At 67.6% G+C, this 18,764-nt stretch carries 17 protein-coding genes; 16 read left to right on the forward strand and 1 reads right to left on the reverse strand.

Translation table 11 applies throughout. The annotated features are described in order from the left end of the window. The first annotated feature begins 11 nt into the window (after window positions 1–11). The 16 genes from NEH16_RS06925 (at window position 12) to NEH16_RS07000 (ending at window position 17,196) form a co-directional block, all read left to right on the forward strand. A complete protein-coding gene (locus tag NEH16_RS06925; RefSeq protein WP_265540140.1) occupies window positions 12–983 on the forward strand; it encodes a UDP-glucuronic acid decarboxylase family protein in 972 nt (323 codons plus the stop codon). A 1-nt stretch (window position 984) separates the two neighbouring features. Next, complete coding sequence (locus tag NEH16_RS06930; RefSeq protein ID WP_265540143.1) at window positions 985–1,857, forward strand: hypothetical protein; 873 nt, start codon at window positions 985–987, stop codon at window positions 1,855–1,857. A 170-nt stretch (window positions 1,858–2,027) separates the two neighbouring features. Next, complete coding sequence (locus NEH16_RS06935) at window positions 2,028–2,903, forward strand: hypothetical protein (RefSeq protein WP_265540145.1); 876 nt, start codon at window positions 2,028–2,030, stop codon at window positions 2,901–2,903. Next, the gene (locus NEH16_RS06940; RefSeq protein WP_265540147.1) at window positions 2,900–5,506 is read left to right on the forward strand and encodes a pyridoxal-phosphate dependent enzyme; all 2,607 of its coding nucleotides are present in this window, start codon (window positions 2,900–2,902) and stop codon (window positions 5,504–5,506) included. The genes NEH16_RS06935 and NEH16_RS06940 overlap by 4 nt, the downstream gene beginning before the upstream one ends. A gap of 5 nt (window positions 5,507–5,511) precedes the next feature. Then, entirely contained in the window at window positions 5,512–6,963 is a 1,452-nt protein-coding gene (locus NEH16_RS06945) for an alkaline phosphatase family protein (RefSeq protein WP_265540149.1), read from the forward strand. Continuing rightward, the gene (locus NEH16_RS06950; protein WP_265540151.1) at window positions 6,963–7,829 is read left to right on the forward strand and encodes a hypothetical protein; all 867 of its coding nucleotides are present in this window, start codon (window positions 6,963–6,965) and stop codon (window positions 7,827–7,829) included. Before NEH16_RS06945 ends, NEH16_RS06950 begins: the two co-directional genes overlap by 1 nt. Then, on the forward strand, window positions 7,826–8,188 hold the full coding sequence (locus NEH16_RS06955) for a hypothetical protein (RefSeq protein ID WP_265540153.1): 363 nt from the start codon (window positions 7,826–7,828) through the stop codon (window positions 8,186–8,188). Before NEH16_RS06950 ends, NEH16_RS06955 begins: the two co-directional genes overlap by 4 nt. Before the next feature lie 55 nt (window positions 8,189–8,243). Next, a complete protein-coding gene (locus NEH16_RS06960) occupies window positions 8,244–8,492 on the forward strand; it encodes a phosphopantetheine-binding protein (RefSeq protein WP_265540155.1) in 249 nt (82 codons plus the stop codon). A gap of 265 nt (window positions 8,493–8,757) precedes the next feature. Then, window positions 8,758–9,735 (forward strand): AMP-binding protein, encoded by a 978-nt coding sequence (locus tag NEH16_RS06965; protein WP_265540157.1) that lies wholly within the window; start codon window positions 8,758–8,760, stop codon window positions 9,733–9,735. After that, entirely contained in the window at window positions 9,732–10,469 is a 738-nt protein-coding gene (locus tag NEH16_RS06970; RefSeq protein WP_265540159.1) for an SDR family NAD(P)-dependent oxidoreductase, read from the forward strand. The genes NEH16_RS06965 and NEH16_RS06970 overlap by 4 nt, the downstream gene beginning before the upstream one ends. After that, window positions 10,466–11,344 (forward strand): glycosyltransferase family 2 protein, encoded by an 879-nt coding sequence (locus NEH16_RS06975; protein WP_265540161.1) that lies wholly within the window; start codon window positions 10,466–10,468, stop codon window positions 11,342–11,344. The genes NEH16_RS06970 and NEH16_RS06975 overlap by 4 nt, the downstream gene beginning before the upstream one ends. Continuing rightward, a complete protein-coding gene (locus tag NEH16_RS06980) occupies window positions 11,341–12,072 on the forward strand; it encodes an HAD family hydrolase (protein ID WP_265540163.1) in 732 nt (243 codons plus the stop codon). The genes NEH16_RS06975 and NEH16_RS06980 overlap by 4 nt, the downstream gene beginning before the upstream one ends. A gap of 87 nt (window positions 12,073–12,159) precedes the next feature. Next, a complete protein-coding gene (locus NEH16_RS06985; RefSeq protein ID WP_265540166.1) occupies window positions 12,160–13,320 on the forward strand; it encodes a glycosyltransferase family 4 protein in 1,161 nt (386 codons plus the stop codon). A gap of 15 nt (window positions 13,321–13,335) precedes the next feature. Further along, window positions 13,336–14,112 (forward strand): hypothetical protein, encoded by a 777-nt coding sequence (locus NEH16_RS06990; RefSeq protein WP_265540168.1) that lies wholly within the window; start codon window positions 13,336–13,338, stop codon window positions 14,110–14,112. A 1,714-nt stretch (window positions 14,113–15,826) separates the two neighbouring features. Then, window positions 15,827–16,294, forward strand: coding sequence for a hypothetical protein (locus NEH16_RS06995; protein ID WP_265540170.1), 468 nt, complete (start codon window positions 15,827–15,829; stop codon window positions 16,292–16,294). Then, on the forward strand, window positions 16,291–17,196 hold the full coding sequence (locus NEH16_RS07000) for a hypothetical protein (RefSeq protein WP_265540171.1): 906 nt from the start codon (window positions 16,291–16,293) through the stop codon (window positions 17,194–17,196). Before NEH16_RS06995 ends, NEH16_RS07000 begins: the two co-directional genes overlap by 4 nt. 984 nt (window positions 17,197–18,180) lie before the next feature. Here the strand turns inward: NEH16_RS07000 and NEH16_RS07005 are convergent. Further along, on the reverse strand, window positions 18,181–18,519 hold the full coding sequence (locus tag NEH16_RS07005) for an FtsX-like permease family protein (protein ID WP_265540172.1): 339 nt from the start codon (window positions 18,517–18,519) through the stop codon (window positions 18,181–18,183). Between the last annotated feature and the right edge of the window lie 245 nt (window positions 18,520–18,764).

Raw genomic sequence — 18,764 nt, forward strand, 5'->3', positions numbered from 1 at the left:
ACGGGGGCGAAGTGAGAAGAGCGGTCATCACGGGCGGAGCCGGGTTCCTTGGTTCGCACCTGTGCGAACGTCTGCTGGGTTCGGGCTACGAGGTCGTCTGCCTCGACAACTTCCTCACGAGCGAGCCGGGAAACATCGCCCATCTGATGGGCCATGAATCCTTCAGGCTCACCCGCACTGACGTCACCGGATACATCCATGTGGTCGGGGACGTGGACGTCGTACTCCACTTCGCGTCCCCCGCGTCGCCCATCGACTACCTCCAACTGCCCATCGAGACCCTCAAGGTGGGGTCCATCGGGACCATGCACGCACTGGGGCTCGCGAAGGAGAAGGGTGCCCGCTTCCTGCTGGCGTCCACCTCGGAGGTGTACGGCGACCCGCAGACCCACCCCCAGCCGGAGGACTACTGGGGGCACGTCAATCCCGTCGGGCCTCGCGGCGTCTACGACGAGGCCAAGCGATTCGCCGAAGCGATGACTACGGCCTACCGCACCCATCACGGGCTCGACACCGCGATCGTCAGGATCTTCAACACCTACGGGCCCAGGATGCGTGCCCACGACGGCCGGGCCATCCCGACCTTCATCCGGCAAGCCTTGGCCGGCGAGCCCATCACCGTGTCCGGAGACGGCAGCCAGACCCGTTCGGTGTGTTACGTGGACGACCTCGTCAGAGGGCTGATTCAGTTCGTGGAGTCGGACGGCCACGGGCCCATGAACCTGGGCAATCCCCACGAACTGTCCATCCTGGAGCTCGCGCGCGAGGTGAAGCGGCTCACCGGTTCGGTATCGCCCATCGAGTTCATCGCCAAGCCTCAGGACGACCCCATGATCCGGCGTCCTGACATCAGTCTCGCAACGAGAAACCTCTCGTGGAAGCCGCAGGTGCCTCTTGAGGAGGGCCTTACCCGGACCATCGAATGGTTTCGCGGGCAGGCGCCTACGGAGGAAGGGGCTCTGGGACGGGTTGCCGCGCTCTGACATGGACTGCGAGCCGATATCACTGATCCTGGACATTCAGGCAGCCGCAAGACAACTGAGCCCTTTCGGGCGAGAGTTACTGCACGACGATCTCGAAGCGCTGTCCCGGATCCTACTGGACCTGGCCTCCTCGCGCGGTTGGAACGTCGTCGTTCACGAGCGGTTCACCTCGTGGGTCACACCCCAGCTGGAGAAGTACGACGAAGTCCTGGTGCTGGACAAACTCTTCGTCATGCCGGTCGGCGGGGACGGCCCCCGCTATCACCATGTGGCCGCGCACCGACGCCTGGGAGCCGGGGAGCAGCTGGTGCTGGACCTTGCGGGTCTGCCCGACAGCCTGACTGAGGGGGGCGCCGGCGTGCGCGTGGCCGTCGTGGACGACGCGATGTACAGCGGGGATACCCTGGACGGGGTTCTGGGCCGTCTTGCCTCGTACGACTTCGCCGTCGAGCAGGTATTCGTCTCCGCAGCAACCGAGCGGGCACGTCAGCGTCTGGAACGGCACGGTGTGCCTGTGGACACCTATGCCCCCGAGCCGGTCCGGGGCGACGTGATCCATGCCCACGACGTTTATCCGTGGTTGCCCCATTCCGGACGGCGCGCGGAGCCGCCGGGGACGCGGATGCCCGCGCGCCGTATCTCGCCGCTCCTGCACCGCAGCGGTGCCTGGCTGACGGATCCCGCACTGGCTCAGGCGCCGGACCTGCGGAGGATCGCGGTCTCCGCGGTGGACCGGCTGAGCGTCCGCCTCGGGCGTGAACCTGTGGCCGCGGATGTTGCCCTGCTGGGCACACATGTCGCGGTCCCCCTGCCGTGTGCTTCCGACGTGCCGGATAGCACACCTCTGAGACAGCTTCTGGCCGCTCTCCTCTGAACTGCCCACGCCCGCGGAACTTCGCACGCGCAGCGCGTTCATGACCCGGGCACCTCGACTCTGAGGGACTTCTCCATGCAACCAGCGTCGCCACAGACGGCTCCGGTACCCACTCTCGAAGTATCCATCTCCGCGGTCGCGAACCGCCCCCTACACGAAGGGAGTTCCTGTTGCTGAACAAGGCCGCTTCTCCCCTCCAGTTCGCCGCTGACACGGGACAGGTCCGTACAGTCCTCGTCGCCGTTCTCGACAGCCTCCGCTGGGACTCCTTCCAGGAAGCCCGGACGCCGGTGATCGACGAAGTGTGCTCTGTCACCGAGCAGCGGATGAGTTACGCCAGTTGGACCCTGCCCAGTCATTCCTGCCTCTTCTCCGGGCTGCTCCCCTGGCGCCCGGAACCAGGCCGGGTGGCTGCGGCAACGTACCGCGACGACTTCCTGTTCTGGTCCTACCTGCTCGCCGGCGACGAGAAACACGCCGGTAACTTCCACCCGACCATGAGCCTCGCAGGCATGGCGCAGGAGTGCGGCTGGTCGACCCACGCACGGGTGTCCATGCCGGTCCTCCGGCCTGAAGCAGGACTGCGCCACGGATTCCCCGACTACGACCTTTCGCCGCAAGGCAGCGGCCTGGGGGCACAGGCATCCAGCATTCGGCTGGCTGAGGACCGGCCGAACCTGTTGTTCATCAATGCCGCGGAGACGCACTACCCGTTCATGCTCCCCAAGTCCCGTCTGCCCAGGCTCCCCGGAGCCCACGGTGTGGCCGGTCGCGACCTGGCCGACGGAGCCACCGGCCCGAGTGACGGCTATCTACTGAACTTTTCCGAGGCCGACTACCTGGAGATGAAGGCGGCCCAGGTACGTGCCGTCGAAGTCGTGGACCGCCGGCTCGGTGTGGTGATCGAGAATCTCCCCAAACCCCTCGCGGTCATCGTCACAGCCGACCACGGTGAACTCTTCGGAGAGGACGGCATGTTCGGCCACGGCCCCTACTTCCACCCCGCCCTGTTCCAGGTGCCGCTGGCGATGGGAGTGGTCCGTTGAGTACGGCGGTCTCCTCGCACTCGGCCGGATATGGGTCACACGGCGGCTCGGGCTCCGACGCCCCGCTCTCCACGCTGGCCGCAGAAGTGCAGAATGCCTGCGGGCGCATCGCTCCGCATGCCGTCCGCACCCCCACCGTTCGACTGCCCTGGCTGGACACCGAGCATCGCGAGGTCTGGGCCAAGCTGGAGTGCTGGCAAGTCTCCGGCAGCTTCAAGGCACGCGGTGCGCTCAACGCGCTGGCCGGGTTCGAGCCGGGCCAGATGTCGGTGACCGCCTCGGCGGGCAACCACGGCCTCGGGGTTGCCTTCGCCGCGCGGACACTCAGCCAGCGAACCCGTGTGTTCGTTCCCACCACCGCCTCCGAGCTCAAGGTCCGGCGGATCGCGGCAGCCGGTGCCCAGGTGACGGTGGTCGGCCGCGACCTCAAGGAAGCGACAGACCATGCGGTGGAATACGCGCGGCGCCACGAGCTGCCGTTCATCTCTCCGTACGCCGACTGGAACGTCGCGGCGGGTCAGGGCACCTGCATGGTCGAAGCCGTCGAGGATGCGGGCGCTTTCGACACCGTCGTCGTACCCCTCGGCGGTGGAGGTCTGCTGAGCGGAGTCGGCGCCTACGCGGTGGAGCAGTCCCCCGGCACGCGGCTCATAGCCACTCATCCCGAGGTGTTCAACCGGCCCTTCGGCCAGGATTCCATCGACAACTGCCTGCGCATGGCCACACCGCCGACCTACGCGGACGGCCTCGCGGTGCAGCACACCTTCGCCAATCCGCTGGCCGACGTGCTGGAGCGACTGCTGAGCGAGGTGCGCTCCGTCTCGGAGAACGAAATCGTTCTCGGTATCTACGCGCTGCTGCACGAGCACAGCCTTCTGGTCGAAGGAGCGGCAGCGACAACCGCGGCTGCGCTCCTGAGCGGCAAGGCACCCGAGGACACGGGGCGCACCCTCCTCGTCCTCTCCGGAGGCAACATCTCCTCCTCCGCTCTGGCCCGCGCCATCGTTGCTGAGGTCCACGACGAGCATCTGCGCATCGGCCTCGGGCTCCGGCGGAACGTGCCGGTCCTGGAGAAGAGCGAGGTGGCCGGGCTCGGCGAGCAGCTCGCGAAGGACCACCCCCGGCCCGGCACAGCCGCCGGCTCACCGGATTCCGTCCCTCCGAACTCCCGCTGGGCCGAGTCGTCGCTGTCGCTGAACGACGCGGACGCACGCGCGGAGGACCATCAGCGCTACCTCGAAGCTGTCTCGCTGCCGAAGGCCAAGGTGGCCCACGAGGCCCTCGACCGGTTGCGTGACCTGGCGGACGGCCTGGCTCAGGAGCTGCGGTCACCGGAGTCCGGTCTTCCGGACGTGGCCCCCGGGGCCCAGGAAGACGTGCTGCGTCTGCTGCTCCGCGTGCGCGAAACGCTCACGAACGGGCTCGAGTGGGCGAGCCCCGCGTACGACCAGAGCCGGCGGGTGAACTTCTACGACACATCGGCACAGGCCGCGGGAGGTGTCAACTACGCCCGTTACGGGACGAACGACCTGCGTACCCTGGAGCTCGGACTCACCGACATGCTCGGTCTGGCCCACAATGGTACGGAACTGCTCGCCACTTCGAGCGGCATGGCCGCCTACCAGGTGATCGAGAGTCTGCTGTTGCGTCACGCGGTCGAGCCCGGTGACACCATCGGCTATGCGCCGTACATCTATTTCGAGGCCGCCGAGCAGCTCGAAGGACTCCGCTTCCTCAACCACGTCCGTGCGGAGCGCTACGACGCGGATCTGCTGGTCGACATGGTCGAGAAGCACGACGCGAAGGTCCTGTTCGCGGACCCGGTGAACAATGTCGCCGGACTTCCCGTAGTGGATCTGCGTCGGCTCGCGGAGCTCACCGAGCGCAGGGAAGGCTGGTCGGACCGCTGGCTGGTCATCGACGGCACCATGGTCTCCGGTGCGCTGAACGTCTTCGACCTCTTCAACCAGCCGGGGCACCCACAGATCCTCTACTACGAGAGCGCCAGTAAGTACGCGCAGTTCGGACTGGACCTGCAGATGGCCGGCGTCTGCGTGGTCCCCAGCCACCTCGCGGCCGCGGCCAGGACGATCCGCCGTAACACGGGCACCATCCTCTACCCGGACGCCCTCGCCCGCTTCCCGCGTGCCGACCGTGGTGCCTATCTGAACCGCATGGTCCAGATGTCCGCGAACGCGCGCGTCATCGCGGATGTGCTGCGCGCTGACCCCCGCATCGCCGAGCACATCCTGGTCGGCTGGGTGGACGACTGGAGGGACCGGGACTGGGCCCATGGCGGCGCCGTTCTGACGGTCGAGTTCCGTCGTGCCGGGCTGAACAACCGGGACGGTCTGGAGGCCGTCATCGAGCGCATGCTCGGCAATGCGCGTGCGCGCGGGGTGCCGCTCGTCAAGGGACTCAGCTTCGGTTTCTCAACGACCCGTATCTCCGCGGCCTCGGCCATGGCACAGGGCTCGGACCCCTTCCTCCGCTTCTCCGTCGGAACGCACGCGCAGGAGGCGATAGAGCAGCAGGCGGCGGCTGCCGCCGACGCTGTCTCCGAGTACCTGCGCACGTTCGACACCCCTATGAGTAAGGCCTGATCCACATGAAGAAGCTTCTGGTCGTCGGTCTGGACGGCGCGACGTTCGACGTCATGGACCGCTATGTGCGCAAGCACACCGACGGGGCCCTGGCGCAGCTGTACCGGTCGGGGACGGTACGGACGCTGAAATCCACACTCCCCTTCTTCACCGGTCCGGCGTGGACCACCTGCATGACCGGGCTCCGCCCCGATCAGCACGGTGTGTTCCACTGGCGCGGGCGGTTCGACGCCGAGCGCGGGAACCGCCCGCTGGTCTCCACACGCCACCTGGAGGAAGCGTTCCTCTGGTGGTACGTGCAGCAGCAGGGCGGCCGGGTGTCGGTCACCAACTTCCCCATGGCCTACCCCGCACCCCCCACGGAAGGGGTGTTCGTATGCGGCACGCTGTCGCTGGAGGACGCACCGGGCCAGACCTGGCCGCCCCACCTGGCGGAGGATCTGAAGAAGCGTCTTCCCGGTTACCGCTACGAGATCGAGAAGGGCCTGTCGTTCGTCGACCGCCCGGCCGAGTTGCGCAAGCACATCCTCGAGGTGGGCGGCAACCACCTGGCCGCCGCCATCGACTTCGCAGAGCCCTCCAGTGCCGACCTGGTGGTGCATGTGGTCACCGTGACAGACCGCATGCAGCACTTCTTCTGGGATCACGAGGACGGCACCGACAGCGCGGTCTGGGATGCCTACGCGTTCGCCGACGAGGCTCTCGCCAAGCTGCTCGCCCAGCAGGACTGGGACAACATCGTGGTGGTCAGTGATCACGGGGCCGGCCCGTCCCGGCAGGTGTTCCAGACCGATGACTGGCTTGTCGAGCACGGTTGGGCCCAGCGCGGTGCCGACGGCCGCGAAGTGGACATGCACAAGTCCTGGGCGTACGCCGGTGAGGAGCCGGAAATCGCCGTCTACGTCAACCGACAGGACCGCCAGGGTTACGGCGTACCGGCCGAAGAGTTCGCGCTGTTCCTGAATGAGCTGCGGGAAGGGCTGCTCGCCGTCCGTGCCCCGGAGACCCAGCAGCCGGTGTTCCAGCAGGTCCTCGTCGCCGCAGACATGTACGACGGCCCGCTCCGGGACCTCGGCCCGGACCTGATCCTGATCCCCGCCGACGGGATCCACCCCCGGCCGGGACTTGCCGGCACGCTGTTCACGGAGCCCGGAGGCCTGATCAGCGGTCACCGGATCGACGGGATCTTCTTGGCCGGCGGCGCCGACTTCCCGTCGTCCCCGAACCGAGCCGCGAACCGGCCGTTGGAGATGTCGGAGGTGTTCTCCGTACTCTGTGCGGCCCAGGGAGTGGCCGTGCCCGACGGCATCCCGGTCAGCTCCCTGCTCGCCGAACTCGATATCCAGTACACGGTCGACGAGGGACTGCACTGGACGCACCAGGTCGACGGGGAACCCGCGCAGCAGGCGGACTCGCCCGACATGCTGCGCCGTCTCGCGGAACTCGGTTACCTGTGATGGCCGGTGGAGTGATCCGGCACGCGACCGGAGACGACCGGGCTCCGGCCCTGCGTCGCATCGCCGCGGCCGAGCCCGGTGCGACGTGGACGGACCCGGACATCTGCCGGCGCAATCCGCTGCTCGCTGTGCGGCTGCGCCGCAGCGTCCTGATGCGCTGTTACAACGGCGACTACCACACAGACGTCTTCGACGAGGCGCGCCTGGCCGGCCGGATCGCCGATGGATGGGAACGGGTGCTGTTCTGGGGGCCCGAGGATCAGGTGAGCCGCGTGGCCGAGTTGTTCCACGCACCGGGGTGCCCCCCTGGGTCAGTGCTTGACGGCCTGTCCCTCGGCACGCACACCTCTCTGCCGGGGGAAGAGCTGTACGGCCGGGGGCATGTCGAGGTCGCGCGTACGGGCAGCACCCAGGGCGACTCCGCAGGAGCCACCGAAGCGATCCTGTGGGATCTGGGGCGGATCCTCGCGGGGGCACGCAAGGGCGAGGTGCTCCACACTCTCTCCTGTGTGCCGCGCAACCGCCGCTCGGCCCACGGGGTGCCCGGCGGGGCGGCCATCCATCGTCTCCATACACGGGCAGTCGGCTCCCGGCACTGGGGAGTCGCCCCGTTCTACGTCATGGTGGGCGGTTCCTTGGAGCTCCTGGACTACCGGGAGGTGAGCTTCGAGGAGAGGTACGTGCGCCACGGGTTCGCCACATGTGGCACGGTGCACATGAGTGACACCGTGTCGGCGAGCCTGGTCGCGGACCTGTGCGAGCTGAACGGGTTCGACGTGAACATCCGCACTGTTCAGGCCGAACCACTCGGCCTGCGGGATGCTCCGGCGCCGGCCCGGCCGGGGGACCCACACGGCCCCGGGTGACGCACCTGGATCTACATGCCCCCGAGGGCACCCTGGTCGAAGCCGCCGCCGATCGTGGCGAAGCGTGCACGGTCGCGGTCTGCGACCTGAACGACGCGCGGTCCGTTCCCGTGCAGGCCGCTCTGGTGCGGGGCGGGTTCCGGCTGACCTATATCAGCCCGCCCAAGGTGGTGCCTTCTCCAGAAGGCCCTCAAAGCATTCCGCTGCGCGGTGGTTTCTGCCGAATCCGCACCGACGCGCCGATCGCCGCCCCGTACTACCTGGAGCGTGGGCCGTTGTCGGAGACCGAGAAAAAGCTTGCCGTGCAGTACCGGGATCTGCTCGGCTCCTGGAGAAGGGAAACGCCTCCCAATGAATGAGACCGAAATCGGGTGTGCAGGTCCTACCGCACAGCCGGCCATTACAGAGCAGGTCATGCGCGAAGCAGTCTCCGCCGTTCTCGCCGTACGCCTCCCCGACGGGGAGGACGAGGCCCCCGAGTTCACCGTCGGCGGCCCGCAGTCCACTCGGTTGGAAAGCATCGGCGTGGACAGCCTGCTGATTGCGGAAATCATCGTGGAGCTCGAAGAGCGTCTCGAAGTCCTGCTGGAACTCCGTTCCGGGACACGGCTGGAAACACTGGCCGAGCTGCACTCCTCGCTCACACCGGTCGGCCCGTCGTGACCACGGGACCGCAGCGCATACGGTCCACCGACGTGTGGGAGGCGGGACGGACGACCAGCTGGGACGAGGTGACCCGGCAGGCCGAGCGGCTCAGGGAACAGGTGGCCGCGGCCAGGCCGTCCACCGTCGCCACAGCCGTGCCCGCCGGACAGGCCCTGGTGACAGCCCTCGTCGCCGCACGCGACATGGACTCGACGGTGGTGATCATCGGCCCCTCGGTCTCCGACGACCGCCTGGCCGCGCTCGGAGTGGACGCCGTGGTGGAGTGGCCGGAAGCGTCGAAGGACTGCACCGTGCGGCGACTAACGGGGACGGCAGAGGTGCCAGCCCCGCGGAACCGGGTCTGTGTCTGCTCTCCTCGGGCACCACCGGTGAGCCGAAGCCGACCCACTGGCCGTGGCGCACGCTCGCGCGCGGCGAGTGGGGCAGAGGAAGCGAACACTGGGCGATCGGTTACGCCCCGCACAGCTTCGCGGCGGTTTCAGCGACGTGCCAGGCGCTGGGGCGGGCAGCGCGCGTGGAGTTCGTTCGTCCGGCGGAACTGGCCACGGCGCGGCCGGACGCTGCTCCGCTGACAGTCGCGGCGGGCACGCCGTCATTCTGGCGGCTCGCCGCGATCGCGAACCGGGACCCGGCCGAGTTCCGGCGTGTGAACACCGCAACGATCGGCGGGGAGCCCGTCGACGCGTCGTTGCTACGGCTGCTCGGCGACATCGTTACACCGACGCGTATCAAGCAGATCTTCGGCACGACGGAGCTCGGCACGGTCCTCCACGTCGACGATGGTCGTCCCGGACTCCCCGAAACACTGCTCGGGCACCGACTTCCGAATGGCGCCGCTTTCGACGTCCGCGACGGACACCTGTGCATTTCGGTCGGCCCTGGTGCGCCATTCGTCGACACCGGGGACGAGGCAAGGATTGACGACGGCCGCGTACATGTGATCGGCAGGGCCGGGATCTTCGTGAATGTCGGCGGCCTCAAGGCGAACCCCTACCGGGTCACCCAGGTGCTGCAGCAACACGAGTCCGTCCTGGCCGCGCGGGCCTACGGGCTGCGGAACGCGCTGCTCGGCAAAGTGGTGGCCGCTGACGTCGTGCTGCGTCCGGGCAGTGATCCCCTGCTGCTGATACCTGAACTCAAGCGGTACACCGCCGGTCTGCTGGATGCCCACGAGCGCCCACGGCGCATCAGGAGCATCGAGAGTCTGACAGTCGCCGAATCCGGAAAGGTTCGACTTTGAGCACGCCCACCACCGAGAGGGTCGTCGTCGTAACCGGCGGCACCCGTGGCATCGGTCTCGAGATCGGCCGTCTCCTGCTCCAGGAGGGCTACGGCGTGATCGCCGTGGCCAGGAACCCCACCGACGAGTATGAGGAACTGCGCTCACTACACGGTTCACGGGCCGAGTTCATGGCGGCCGACCTCGGCTCACCGGAGGGTGTCGACGCCGTCGCTCGCAGAATCCGCTCCTGCACGGGGCTCTACGGGATGGTCAACAACGCGGCCGTGGCCCTCAGCGGCCTTCACGTCGGCCTCCCGCGCGCGGGCATGGAATCGATGCTGGCCGTCAACCTCCTGGCCCCCATGGTTCTTTCTCAGGCTGCCGTGAAAGCCATGATGCGTGCACGGACGGGACGCATCGTGACCGTCAGTTCCATCTGTGCGCAGCGGCCGTACCGCGGGCTCGGGGTCTACAGCGCCACCAAGGCGGCGCTCGAAGGCTTCACCCGCGTGCTCGCGGCCGAGGCCGGTCCCTGGGGTATCACCGCCAACTGTGTGTCTCCGGGTTTCATCGACACGGCCATGAGCGAAGGCCTCGACGAGGTGGCGCGCGGCCGTATCCGGCGGCGCGCAATGCTCGCGCACGAGACCTCAGCCGGCGATGCCGCGGCGGCCGTGTCCTTCCTCCTGTCGTCCGCCGCTGGGGCGATCACCGCGGAGGTCCTCCGGGTCGACGCAGGGGCCGCCGCATGAGTCACAGCCAGAAAGGCACATCAATGCGCACCCATTTCCTTGTACTCGCCTATGAACGGCCTAAGGGTCTGGCGACTCTGCTCGCCAGCATCCGCGCACAGCAGGGGTTCTCCGGCCCGGTCGAGATCACCGTGCTCGACAACGCCTCACGCCCCCACGTAAGCGCCTTGCTGGAGGCCGAGTGCCTGACGTACGAGGCCCGTTACGTGCGCCACACCCAGAACGCGTACATGCGCGGCAAGAGGCTTCTGGAGGATCTCGTCCTCGACGACGGCCCGAACCCCGACGTCGTCGTACATCTCGATGATGATGTCGTCCTCGATCCGGGCTGGCTGACGAGCACGACCGCGGTACTCAAGGACGGTCGTCACGCGGCCTGCGGTTCGGTGGAGCACTGGCAGGGCGAACTCGTGTACAGCGGTCAGACAGAACTGCGGTTCACGGAACTGTCGCGGATGACGGGCACACCCCTGCGCTGCTGGGAATGGGAGTGGCAGCGCGTCGGCACCACGGCCGGGACCGTGCCCGTGGACTTCGCCGGACACCGGGCCCTGGCAGTACTGGGCGAGGCCGCCTCCACGGTGCGGCACGACGAGGTGTACCGGATCGGGGGCGAGGATCTGGACTACAGCCTCGAGCTGCGTCGCGAGCTCGGCGACGACGCGCTCGCCATCGTCACATCGGCACTGATCCAGCACCGGGCACACGGTGAAGAGGACGCTCCGGGATTTCGTACGCCCGACAACGTGATCAGCTCATGGCGGCACTTCTACGCCAAGTGGGGTTTCCTGCGGACGAATGCCTGCACTGAGGCGGGGATGACGCTTGATCAGTTCGTCACCGCAGTGACCGGCGACAGCGGAACCGGGGCATGACCGCCCCCTCCTCGATGGCGGTACTGTTCGACCTCGACGACACGTTGATCAACTACTCGTCCGCTGCCGCCAAGGAGCGCGAGAGTGTGCACCGCCTGGTACGCCCACACCTGCCCGCCGATGCCATGGACGGCTTCTGGGAGCGGTACGAAGGGCACCTAGCGCGCCATCACGTCGAGGTCGACACCGGCCGTGCGACCGTGGCCGACTATCGAGAAAGCCGGCTCCGTCATGCCTTGGAGCCGTGGGGCAAGCCGTCTCCCGCGCTTGCTGCCGCCGTCGCCCTTTGCGCCGACATGACAGCGGCGCGGGTGGAACTGCATGCGGGCGTCAACGAAGTTCTGGGATCCCTGCGGGAGGCTGGCGTGCGCCTCGGCATCATCACGAACGGCCCCGGAAGCATACAGAACGCCAAGTGCGCCCGGCTGGGTCTGGCAGCGGCCGTGGACACCGTGGTGACCTCACAGGACGCGGGCCGCACCAAGCCGGACGCCGCCGTCTTCCACATGGCACTGGATCGCCTGGCCACCTCACCCGACAGATGCGTCGTGGTCGGGGACTCCTGGGAGAACGATGTCCTGGGTGCCATCAGGGCGGGTGTCGGCGCCGCCGTGCATATCCGTCGGCCCGGCACGCCCGCCCGCACCGCTGACGGAGTGCTGGGGCAATTGCCCCGCGTGGACCGCGAACTACTCGAACTGCTGGAGGTACGACGTGGCGGAAACTGACCAGGGGGGCCCCGGATCTCAGGACCTGACGCCGGCCGGCCGGAACAGCCCATGCGCCTGTGCCTTGTGTCGCCCGCGTATCCCCCCATGATCGGCGGCATCGGTCGCAACACCTGGGACCTCGCCCGTGGTCTCGTGGACCGGGGTCACAAAGTCCTGGTGCTCGTCGCCTGCGGTCACAAGCCGGAGGGGGCCGAATCGGGCACCGTTCGAGACAACCTGACCGTGCGCTGGCTGGAGGATGGCCAAAACGGTACGGGCCTCCTGGAGGCGCTGCCGGGAGTGTCCGATCTCAGACGCAGCCTTCGGGTCCGCCGGGAGCTGCGTAGGCTCCAGTCCAGACACGGCCCGTTCGACGTGATCGAATTCGCTAGCTGGCGAGCTCTCGGCGCAATGCACTCGATGGCGAAGGTGGCGCCCCAGCTTCTGCGGGCCACTACAGGGATCGCACAGGTCCCCCGGGAAGAGGGTGGCATGGCCGACCGCGCTCGCGATCAGATCGGTCGCTGGGTACTGGGCGCCGCGGAATGGGTGTGCCTGGTGAGGAGCGACGTCGTGGTGGCTCCCACGACAGCTCACCTGGAGCATGTGCCACGGCAGGCTCGCCGGGCCACGCACATCATGCCGTTCGGTGTCGCCGTGCCCACCGGCACCCCCCGCCGTGCGGGCGACACCGTGCTCTTCGTCGGCCGTCTCAGCGGGCGCAAGGGCTTCGACCTCTTCGCGAAGTCGGCGGATCTCCTTCTCGCCGCGCGGCCCACCGCCCGGATCGTCCTGGTCGGTCACGACCTCGTGGACGCAAACGGCAGCGCGTGGGAGCGGTACGGAGAGCCGATCAAGCGCCGGTACGGCGACCGTGTCGACTGGCGTCCCGAAGTCACCGACGCCGAGCTGAACGAGCTCTACTGGACCAGCGACGTGTGTGCGATGACTTCGCGGTACGAGTCCTTCGGACTTGTCTTCGCGGAAGCGAACCTCCGGGGCGTACCGGTGGTCGCCTGGGACACCGACTTCGCCCGCGAAGTCGGTGGAGACGCGGCCGTACTCGTCCCCCGCTGGGATATTCAGGCGTATGCCGAGAAGCTCGGCGACACCCTGGAGGCGACGACGGACGGGCGCATCGACGGCGAAGCCATCCGCAGCCTCACCCGCGATCTCTACGGCCTTGACCGCTGGGTCGAGAGCACAGAAGCGCTTTACGCGTCCACCGCCGCCGCATCCCGCGGTGAGCACCTCACCAAACCGTAAGCGAAGGGCACATGAATGCCGCAGGAGTTTCTCTTCGTCACTGGCGCGCCGCGCAGTGGCACGACATACATCAGTGACTGGCTGACCCAACTGGACGATGCCTACTGCGTCCACGAGGTTCTCACCGATCTCAAGGGAAAGCCCTCGGAGGACGCCTTCGCCGCACTCAACGCGTACGCGTCCTCGGGGGCGGACCGGCTCGACAAGGTGCGTCAGCGGGAATTTCTCTCCTGGCCGAGCGAGGGACTCGAGGCCCGCGATCTCGAACTCCTCGCCTGGAAGGAACCCGTGGCATGGGCAGGGGGCGGTCTGGACGCGGTTCCCGACCCGCTGGGCACTCTTCTTCGTACCCGTTGCAACCAGGCCGTCGTGACCGTACGCCACCCCTTCGACGTGGTTGCTTCGGGGCGTCGCCGTGAGGCTGCGACAAGCAATTGGCGCCCGCTGTCGGTGGAGGCGCACTGCGCCTATTGGCTCAGCACCTTGCAGCTGATCCGCGATCTCGAGCTACAGGGCTGCGACGTGCTCGTACTTCGCTGGGAGGGCCTTCTGGCTGATCCGAGCGCCCATGCCGTGCGTCTGGGCAAGTTCGTGAAGCGCGAACTCCCCGCGTTCGAAGGGTATGAGCGCGAACCGGAGGAACTGGTCTCCATGCGGGCATGTGTCCACCCTGAGGGCGGTCTCGTCGGCCACGCCTCCCGCATGTACCTGACGAAGTCCGACACCCAGGAGATCCATCGCCTCCTCCAGGCGGAGGCAACGGAACTCGGGTATGACCTAGCGGATCTGTGACCGAACGGCCGCCGAGGTGGTGGGCGGGACGATGCCCGTCCACCACCTCGCACGCCACCGTACGGCTCACGGCCAGGTCGTACGGGACAGGCACTGTTCGCTGCCGGGCCCGTCCAAGCGGGCAGTGAAGCCGAGCCGCGTCCGCTCGGGTCAGAGCGCTTCTGCTCCCGCTCCGAGCACCTTTTCTGCGGCCCGAAGCGTCGAACGAGCGTCATGGTCATCAGGGGACACCGTCTCTCGGGACCTCAACGTCTTCCACAAGCAGACCGCTACTCCCCTGGGTCACTATGTCATCTGTCGTGCCTGCCGTTCCTCACTCTCCCTGCCGTGATCCCCAGCTTCGCGGCCGGCACATCGAGCGCAGGGCGCCGCCCCGGGAGAAGCTGGCACCCCTACCACCAGCTCAGGAGAACCGACGTTCATCGGCGAGCCGCCGGCAATAAGCTCCCTGGCTCGATGCAAGGCCTCGCGGAGGGGTGCACACAATGCCCCGACGACGAGGCCCACAGTCACCGCCATCCTTCCCGAACCCGCGAGTAGGCGGGCCCTAAGCGGCTCAGCCGTTGCCGCCGCCACCTCTGGCGCTTCCGGCAGGAGTACGCCCTCAATGATCACCAGGCTGTCGTGCTGGTGACGGGGGGGGCGGCTCTGGCGTAGAGCGCCCGCAGCAAGCAGGGCCATGTTCCGGACTGCTCTGTCGCAGTCGGCTCCCCGAGAGAAGAGGTAGCGCTAGCTTGCACTGGGAAGTGCCGCAGTCAGGCGTTCTGTGGTGACCCTCGTCCTTTCACGGGCCTCCGGCGGCATCGTGCGGGTTGTGTGGAGTGCCTGGGCACTCAGAGAGTTGCAGAGCCGGCTGAGGCCCCTGCCGTATACCTCGAGTGTCTAGACCTGCGTACGACGGCTGGCCGAAAGGAGGACCGACTCCAAGAAGCGGACTGAAACCACCGTAGCGACCCCAGCCGCGTCCGAAACAACGGGCAGCCCTGTAGTCAGCTGGCCTACGCTGCCCACCAGAACGGAACCACCGTCACCACGACGGGAACCATCTGCTCAATGAGTTCGAGGTAGCGGGTGTACTGACATCGGTGATCTGAGCGAGGAAGACATCGATCGTCTGGCCAATGGCTTGGAGCCACCGGCGCGCGAAGAGTGCGACTTCTGCCGACAGTTCGGCGTGGCGACATCCCTGCGACAGGTCGATATCGCAGCCCACGTAGTGCTTCCCTCATGGAAGACCAAGGGCTCTTCGCCGAGCAAAGACGGCGCTTAGTCGAGACCTTCCCCCAGCGCCCTCGAGCAGCAACCTGCCCGAGGGCGCCGGAACGCAGGCTTCAGCCGGGCTCAAGCCATCCCGGCTGAAGTCGTCAAAGATGGCCTCAGCGGCACGCAGGACGTGGCCTACGCGCACCAGGAGCATCCGCGGGCGGTAGCCGCAGGCGTCTGCCTCAAGGGGTTTGACTTCCGCCTGGAGCTCGGGAGCCGCATGACGGGCAAAGGCGGGGGTGCCGGCGCATCCAGTTACACACGACCGTCGACGAACCGTGAAGTCATCGACGCCTGGGCCGAGAGCAGCGTCACGCGATGGGTCGCTTCGCTTTGTCAGCGAGTGGCCAACTCTTCTTGCGCCCCTGCGCACTTGCGCGCTCCGGCATCCCAGTCCGTACCTTCGCGGGGTTCCGTGAAACGTCCGTCCGTGCGAGCAGTAGGGGACTCCTTGAAGCCTGCCAAGAAGGTACTTCTCGACCTCGATGCATCATCGAACGTCTCCGTCCGATCCAACGAGGAGCTGCTCGGCAAGGTGCAGTCCGCGATCGCCGCGGACGACAAGGCACGCAAAAAGAAGGAAGCTGAGCCTCTCCGCCGAAAGCCGGTCCTGTCCGGGATCCCGGGCAACGAGCTCGACCGCCGGGTGCGAGTCTCCATGTGGGACGTGCTGCACACGCTCGGCCGGGCGACGACGCTTTCCTGGAAGGGGGCCGGGCGCGGCCTTGCGGAGCACTGGGGAGCCCTGAAGTACAGCCAGGCGTTGACGGGCGGCCCTGACTCGTTCCTCGGGCTTTCGACCGAGGGGCGGAAGATCGCCGAGCGGTACAAGACCCTCCAGTCGCACGAGCTCGGCATGGCCTTCGGACTCACGCTCGCCAAGCAGGTGCTTGGGCGGCGGTTCCCGAGCACTCCGTGAGCATCATCCCGGCCGACACGGTCCTGCGCGCCGGGTGGGCCCTGACGAGCAGGGAGAAGGGAAACAAGGTCGGGTACGGGTACCGGCCGCAGTATTTCGCGGAGGTCTGGCGTCCTGGGGAGCCGTCCCTCGTGATCCCCATCGCGACCAAGGGCAACCACAGCAACGCGGTGATATCGGCCGGCCAGCTGGCGTCCGCATCGGTGCACGCCGAAGCCGTGCACATCGGTGCGTGGAACGAGACCCCGAGCCTGCTGTTCAGTACGGAGCTGCCTGCGGACGGCTCCGTGACCGTCCACGCGCTGCAGGCTCACGGCCGTGACGGCTGGCTCGCCGACTCCTCCGGCGAGAGCGCCGACCTTGACACCGCGCCATCGGAGGAGAACCCCTTTCCGGGAATCCAGCCGCCTCATGTGGGAGGGGCTGTCCGCGAGCCAGTTCCCGGCTGCCATGTGACCCCCGAGTACTTCAGGTGGTTTCAGCAGGTCCTCGGACATACGTCGGCGGCCGGGCTCATGGCCTTCACGGGCTCCGGTCAGGCCACTGCCCGCTATCTCACCAAGCGGCAGGGCAACGAACGGTTCGACGACTTCGAACACGCTGCCGCTGGCAGCGTCCAGGACATCAGCCACCGCCTCCTCGGGCACACGTACGCCGGCACCGACCATGTCTTCCGGCTGAACGGGCCGCGCGTCGAAGCGTTCTCCGGCGTGGAAAAGGAACTCTTCGACCTCCTCGCCGAAGGGGAGGGCGAAGAGTACCGCCTCCGCGTACATGCGTCCCGGCACACTCGCCCCCAACTCGCCTGGGACAAGAAGTGGGGCGGCCCCGTGTCCATCCACGCCGACGGTTCCGTCCTCGCCATCCGCCTGCTGCCCGGTCAGCATGTGAAGCCCAGCTAGCGGACTGTCCCGAAACGCCGGAGATTGAGTGCGAGACCTGCGGATGCCGGCAAGACACGGGTCACGCGCCCTAGCTCACCGATCCCGCCAAGCGCCTTCTAAGCACTTGGCGGGAAGAGCGCGGGCGGCAATCGACACGGGATCGCGCTTGGAACCGCTTCCACCCCGGCGCAAGGCTGGAGGGACATGTGCGCCAGAGGCGGGCAGGCTCACCTTGACCGCGCCCCGTAGACCGGAGGCGACCAGACCAGCGATCACCGTGCCCATGCCCCCTGAGCCGAGGCGTCCGATGATCCGGTAGGGGCCGACGCGCTTGGGGGCACCGGTGTGGGCAGTCAGCATCCGCCCTCCAGAACGAGTACTGCTCACCGGACCTCCGACCTCCTTCAGACGTGCAGCAGGCCGAAGGCAGAACGCATACCGGTACTTGAGAACTCGATACCAGCCGCGCGTCGAGGCGATAGGCACTGCCTTCTCAGGCAATGGCCGGCACCGCCTCCTCATCGAGCGCACGAGAGCGAAACGGACCCGACGAGCCTCGCTCACGGTGCTCTGTCACACTCGCCGCAGTCATGCAGCGGCACATAAACCCCGCCCGCCTTGAGCACGGCGAGCAGGGCGACGACGGGCTCGGACGTGTGGCCCGAGCGGCCCGTGAGTATGCCGACCCGCGACTCTGCGCCCACCCAGCGGTGACAAGGAGGTGGGCCAGGAAGTTGGCGCGCTCATCCAACTCCCGGTACATGAGGGCCTTGTCGGCGTCGACGACCGCTAGCGCGTCGGGTTCCTGCCTGGCGCGCGGCGATGAGTTGCGGGATGGCCCGGTTCTCTGGATCGGCGGGTGCGTTGTCAAAACTGTGGGGCATGCTCGACCCCTCTCTGGAGGCACGCGTTGCGCGCGGTTCTATGGACGGTCGGGCTCGGCCTGCGAGGGCGTCCCGGCTCCACGTCCTGAAGCAGGTGAGGCGTGGCCGAAGCCACACCTCACCTGTGATGGCGGTCGTATGTCACGGGCCCCGCGATCGCCTCCACGGCAGGGGGCCGCAGTACCAGCCGGGCCGGCAGCATCACGGCGGGCCAGGCGATCGCAGCGGCGGCGGTCACGATGCCGAGGTACATCAGGGGCGGGATGGAGGGAAACACCGAGTGGCGGATCGCGTAGCTCATGCCGATCAGCGACGGCAGCGCGGCAATCGTACCGACGACGACCGCGCAGAGCACGATGATGCCCGCCTCCTTACGCATCATCGACCGGACCTGGCCGGTGCGGGTGCCGACAAAGCGCAGCAGGGCGAACTCGCGGCGTCGTGAGATGGTGGCCATGACCTGCGTGTTGACGACGGCGATGGCGGGTGGCCGAGCAGTACGACGTTGAGTACGAGACTGATCCCCCCGCCGCTCGCGTCGTCGGCCGGTGCGGCAGTGACAGCCCCGGCGTCGCGCATGTGCAACGTCGGGTACGGCTTCAGCGCCGCGTCCAAATCCGTCTCCCGGTCGGAGTTCACCAGCAGCCACTGATCGAGGTGGTCGGTGGTGTGCGCGGTGACCACGTCGTGAGGCAGCGTGAC

The sequence above is a fragment of the Streptomyces drozdowiczii genome (assembly GCF_026167665.1).
Lineage (GTDB): Bacteria > Actinomycetota > Actinomycetes > Streptomycetales > Streptomycetaceae > Streptomyces > Streptomyces drozdowiczii_A.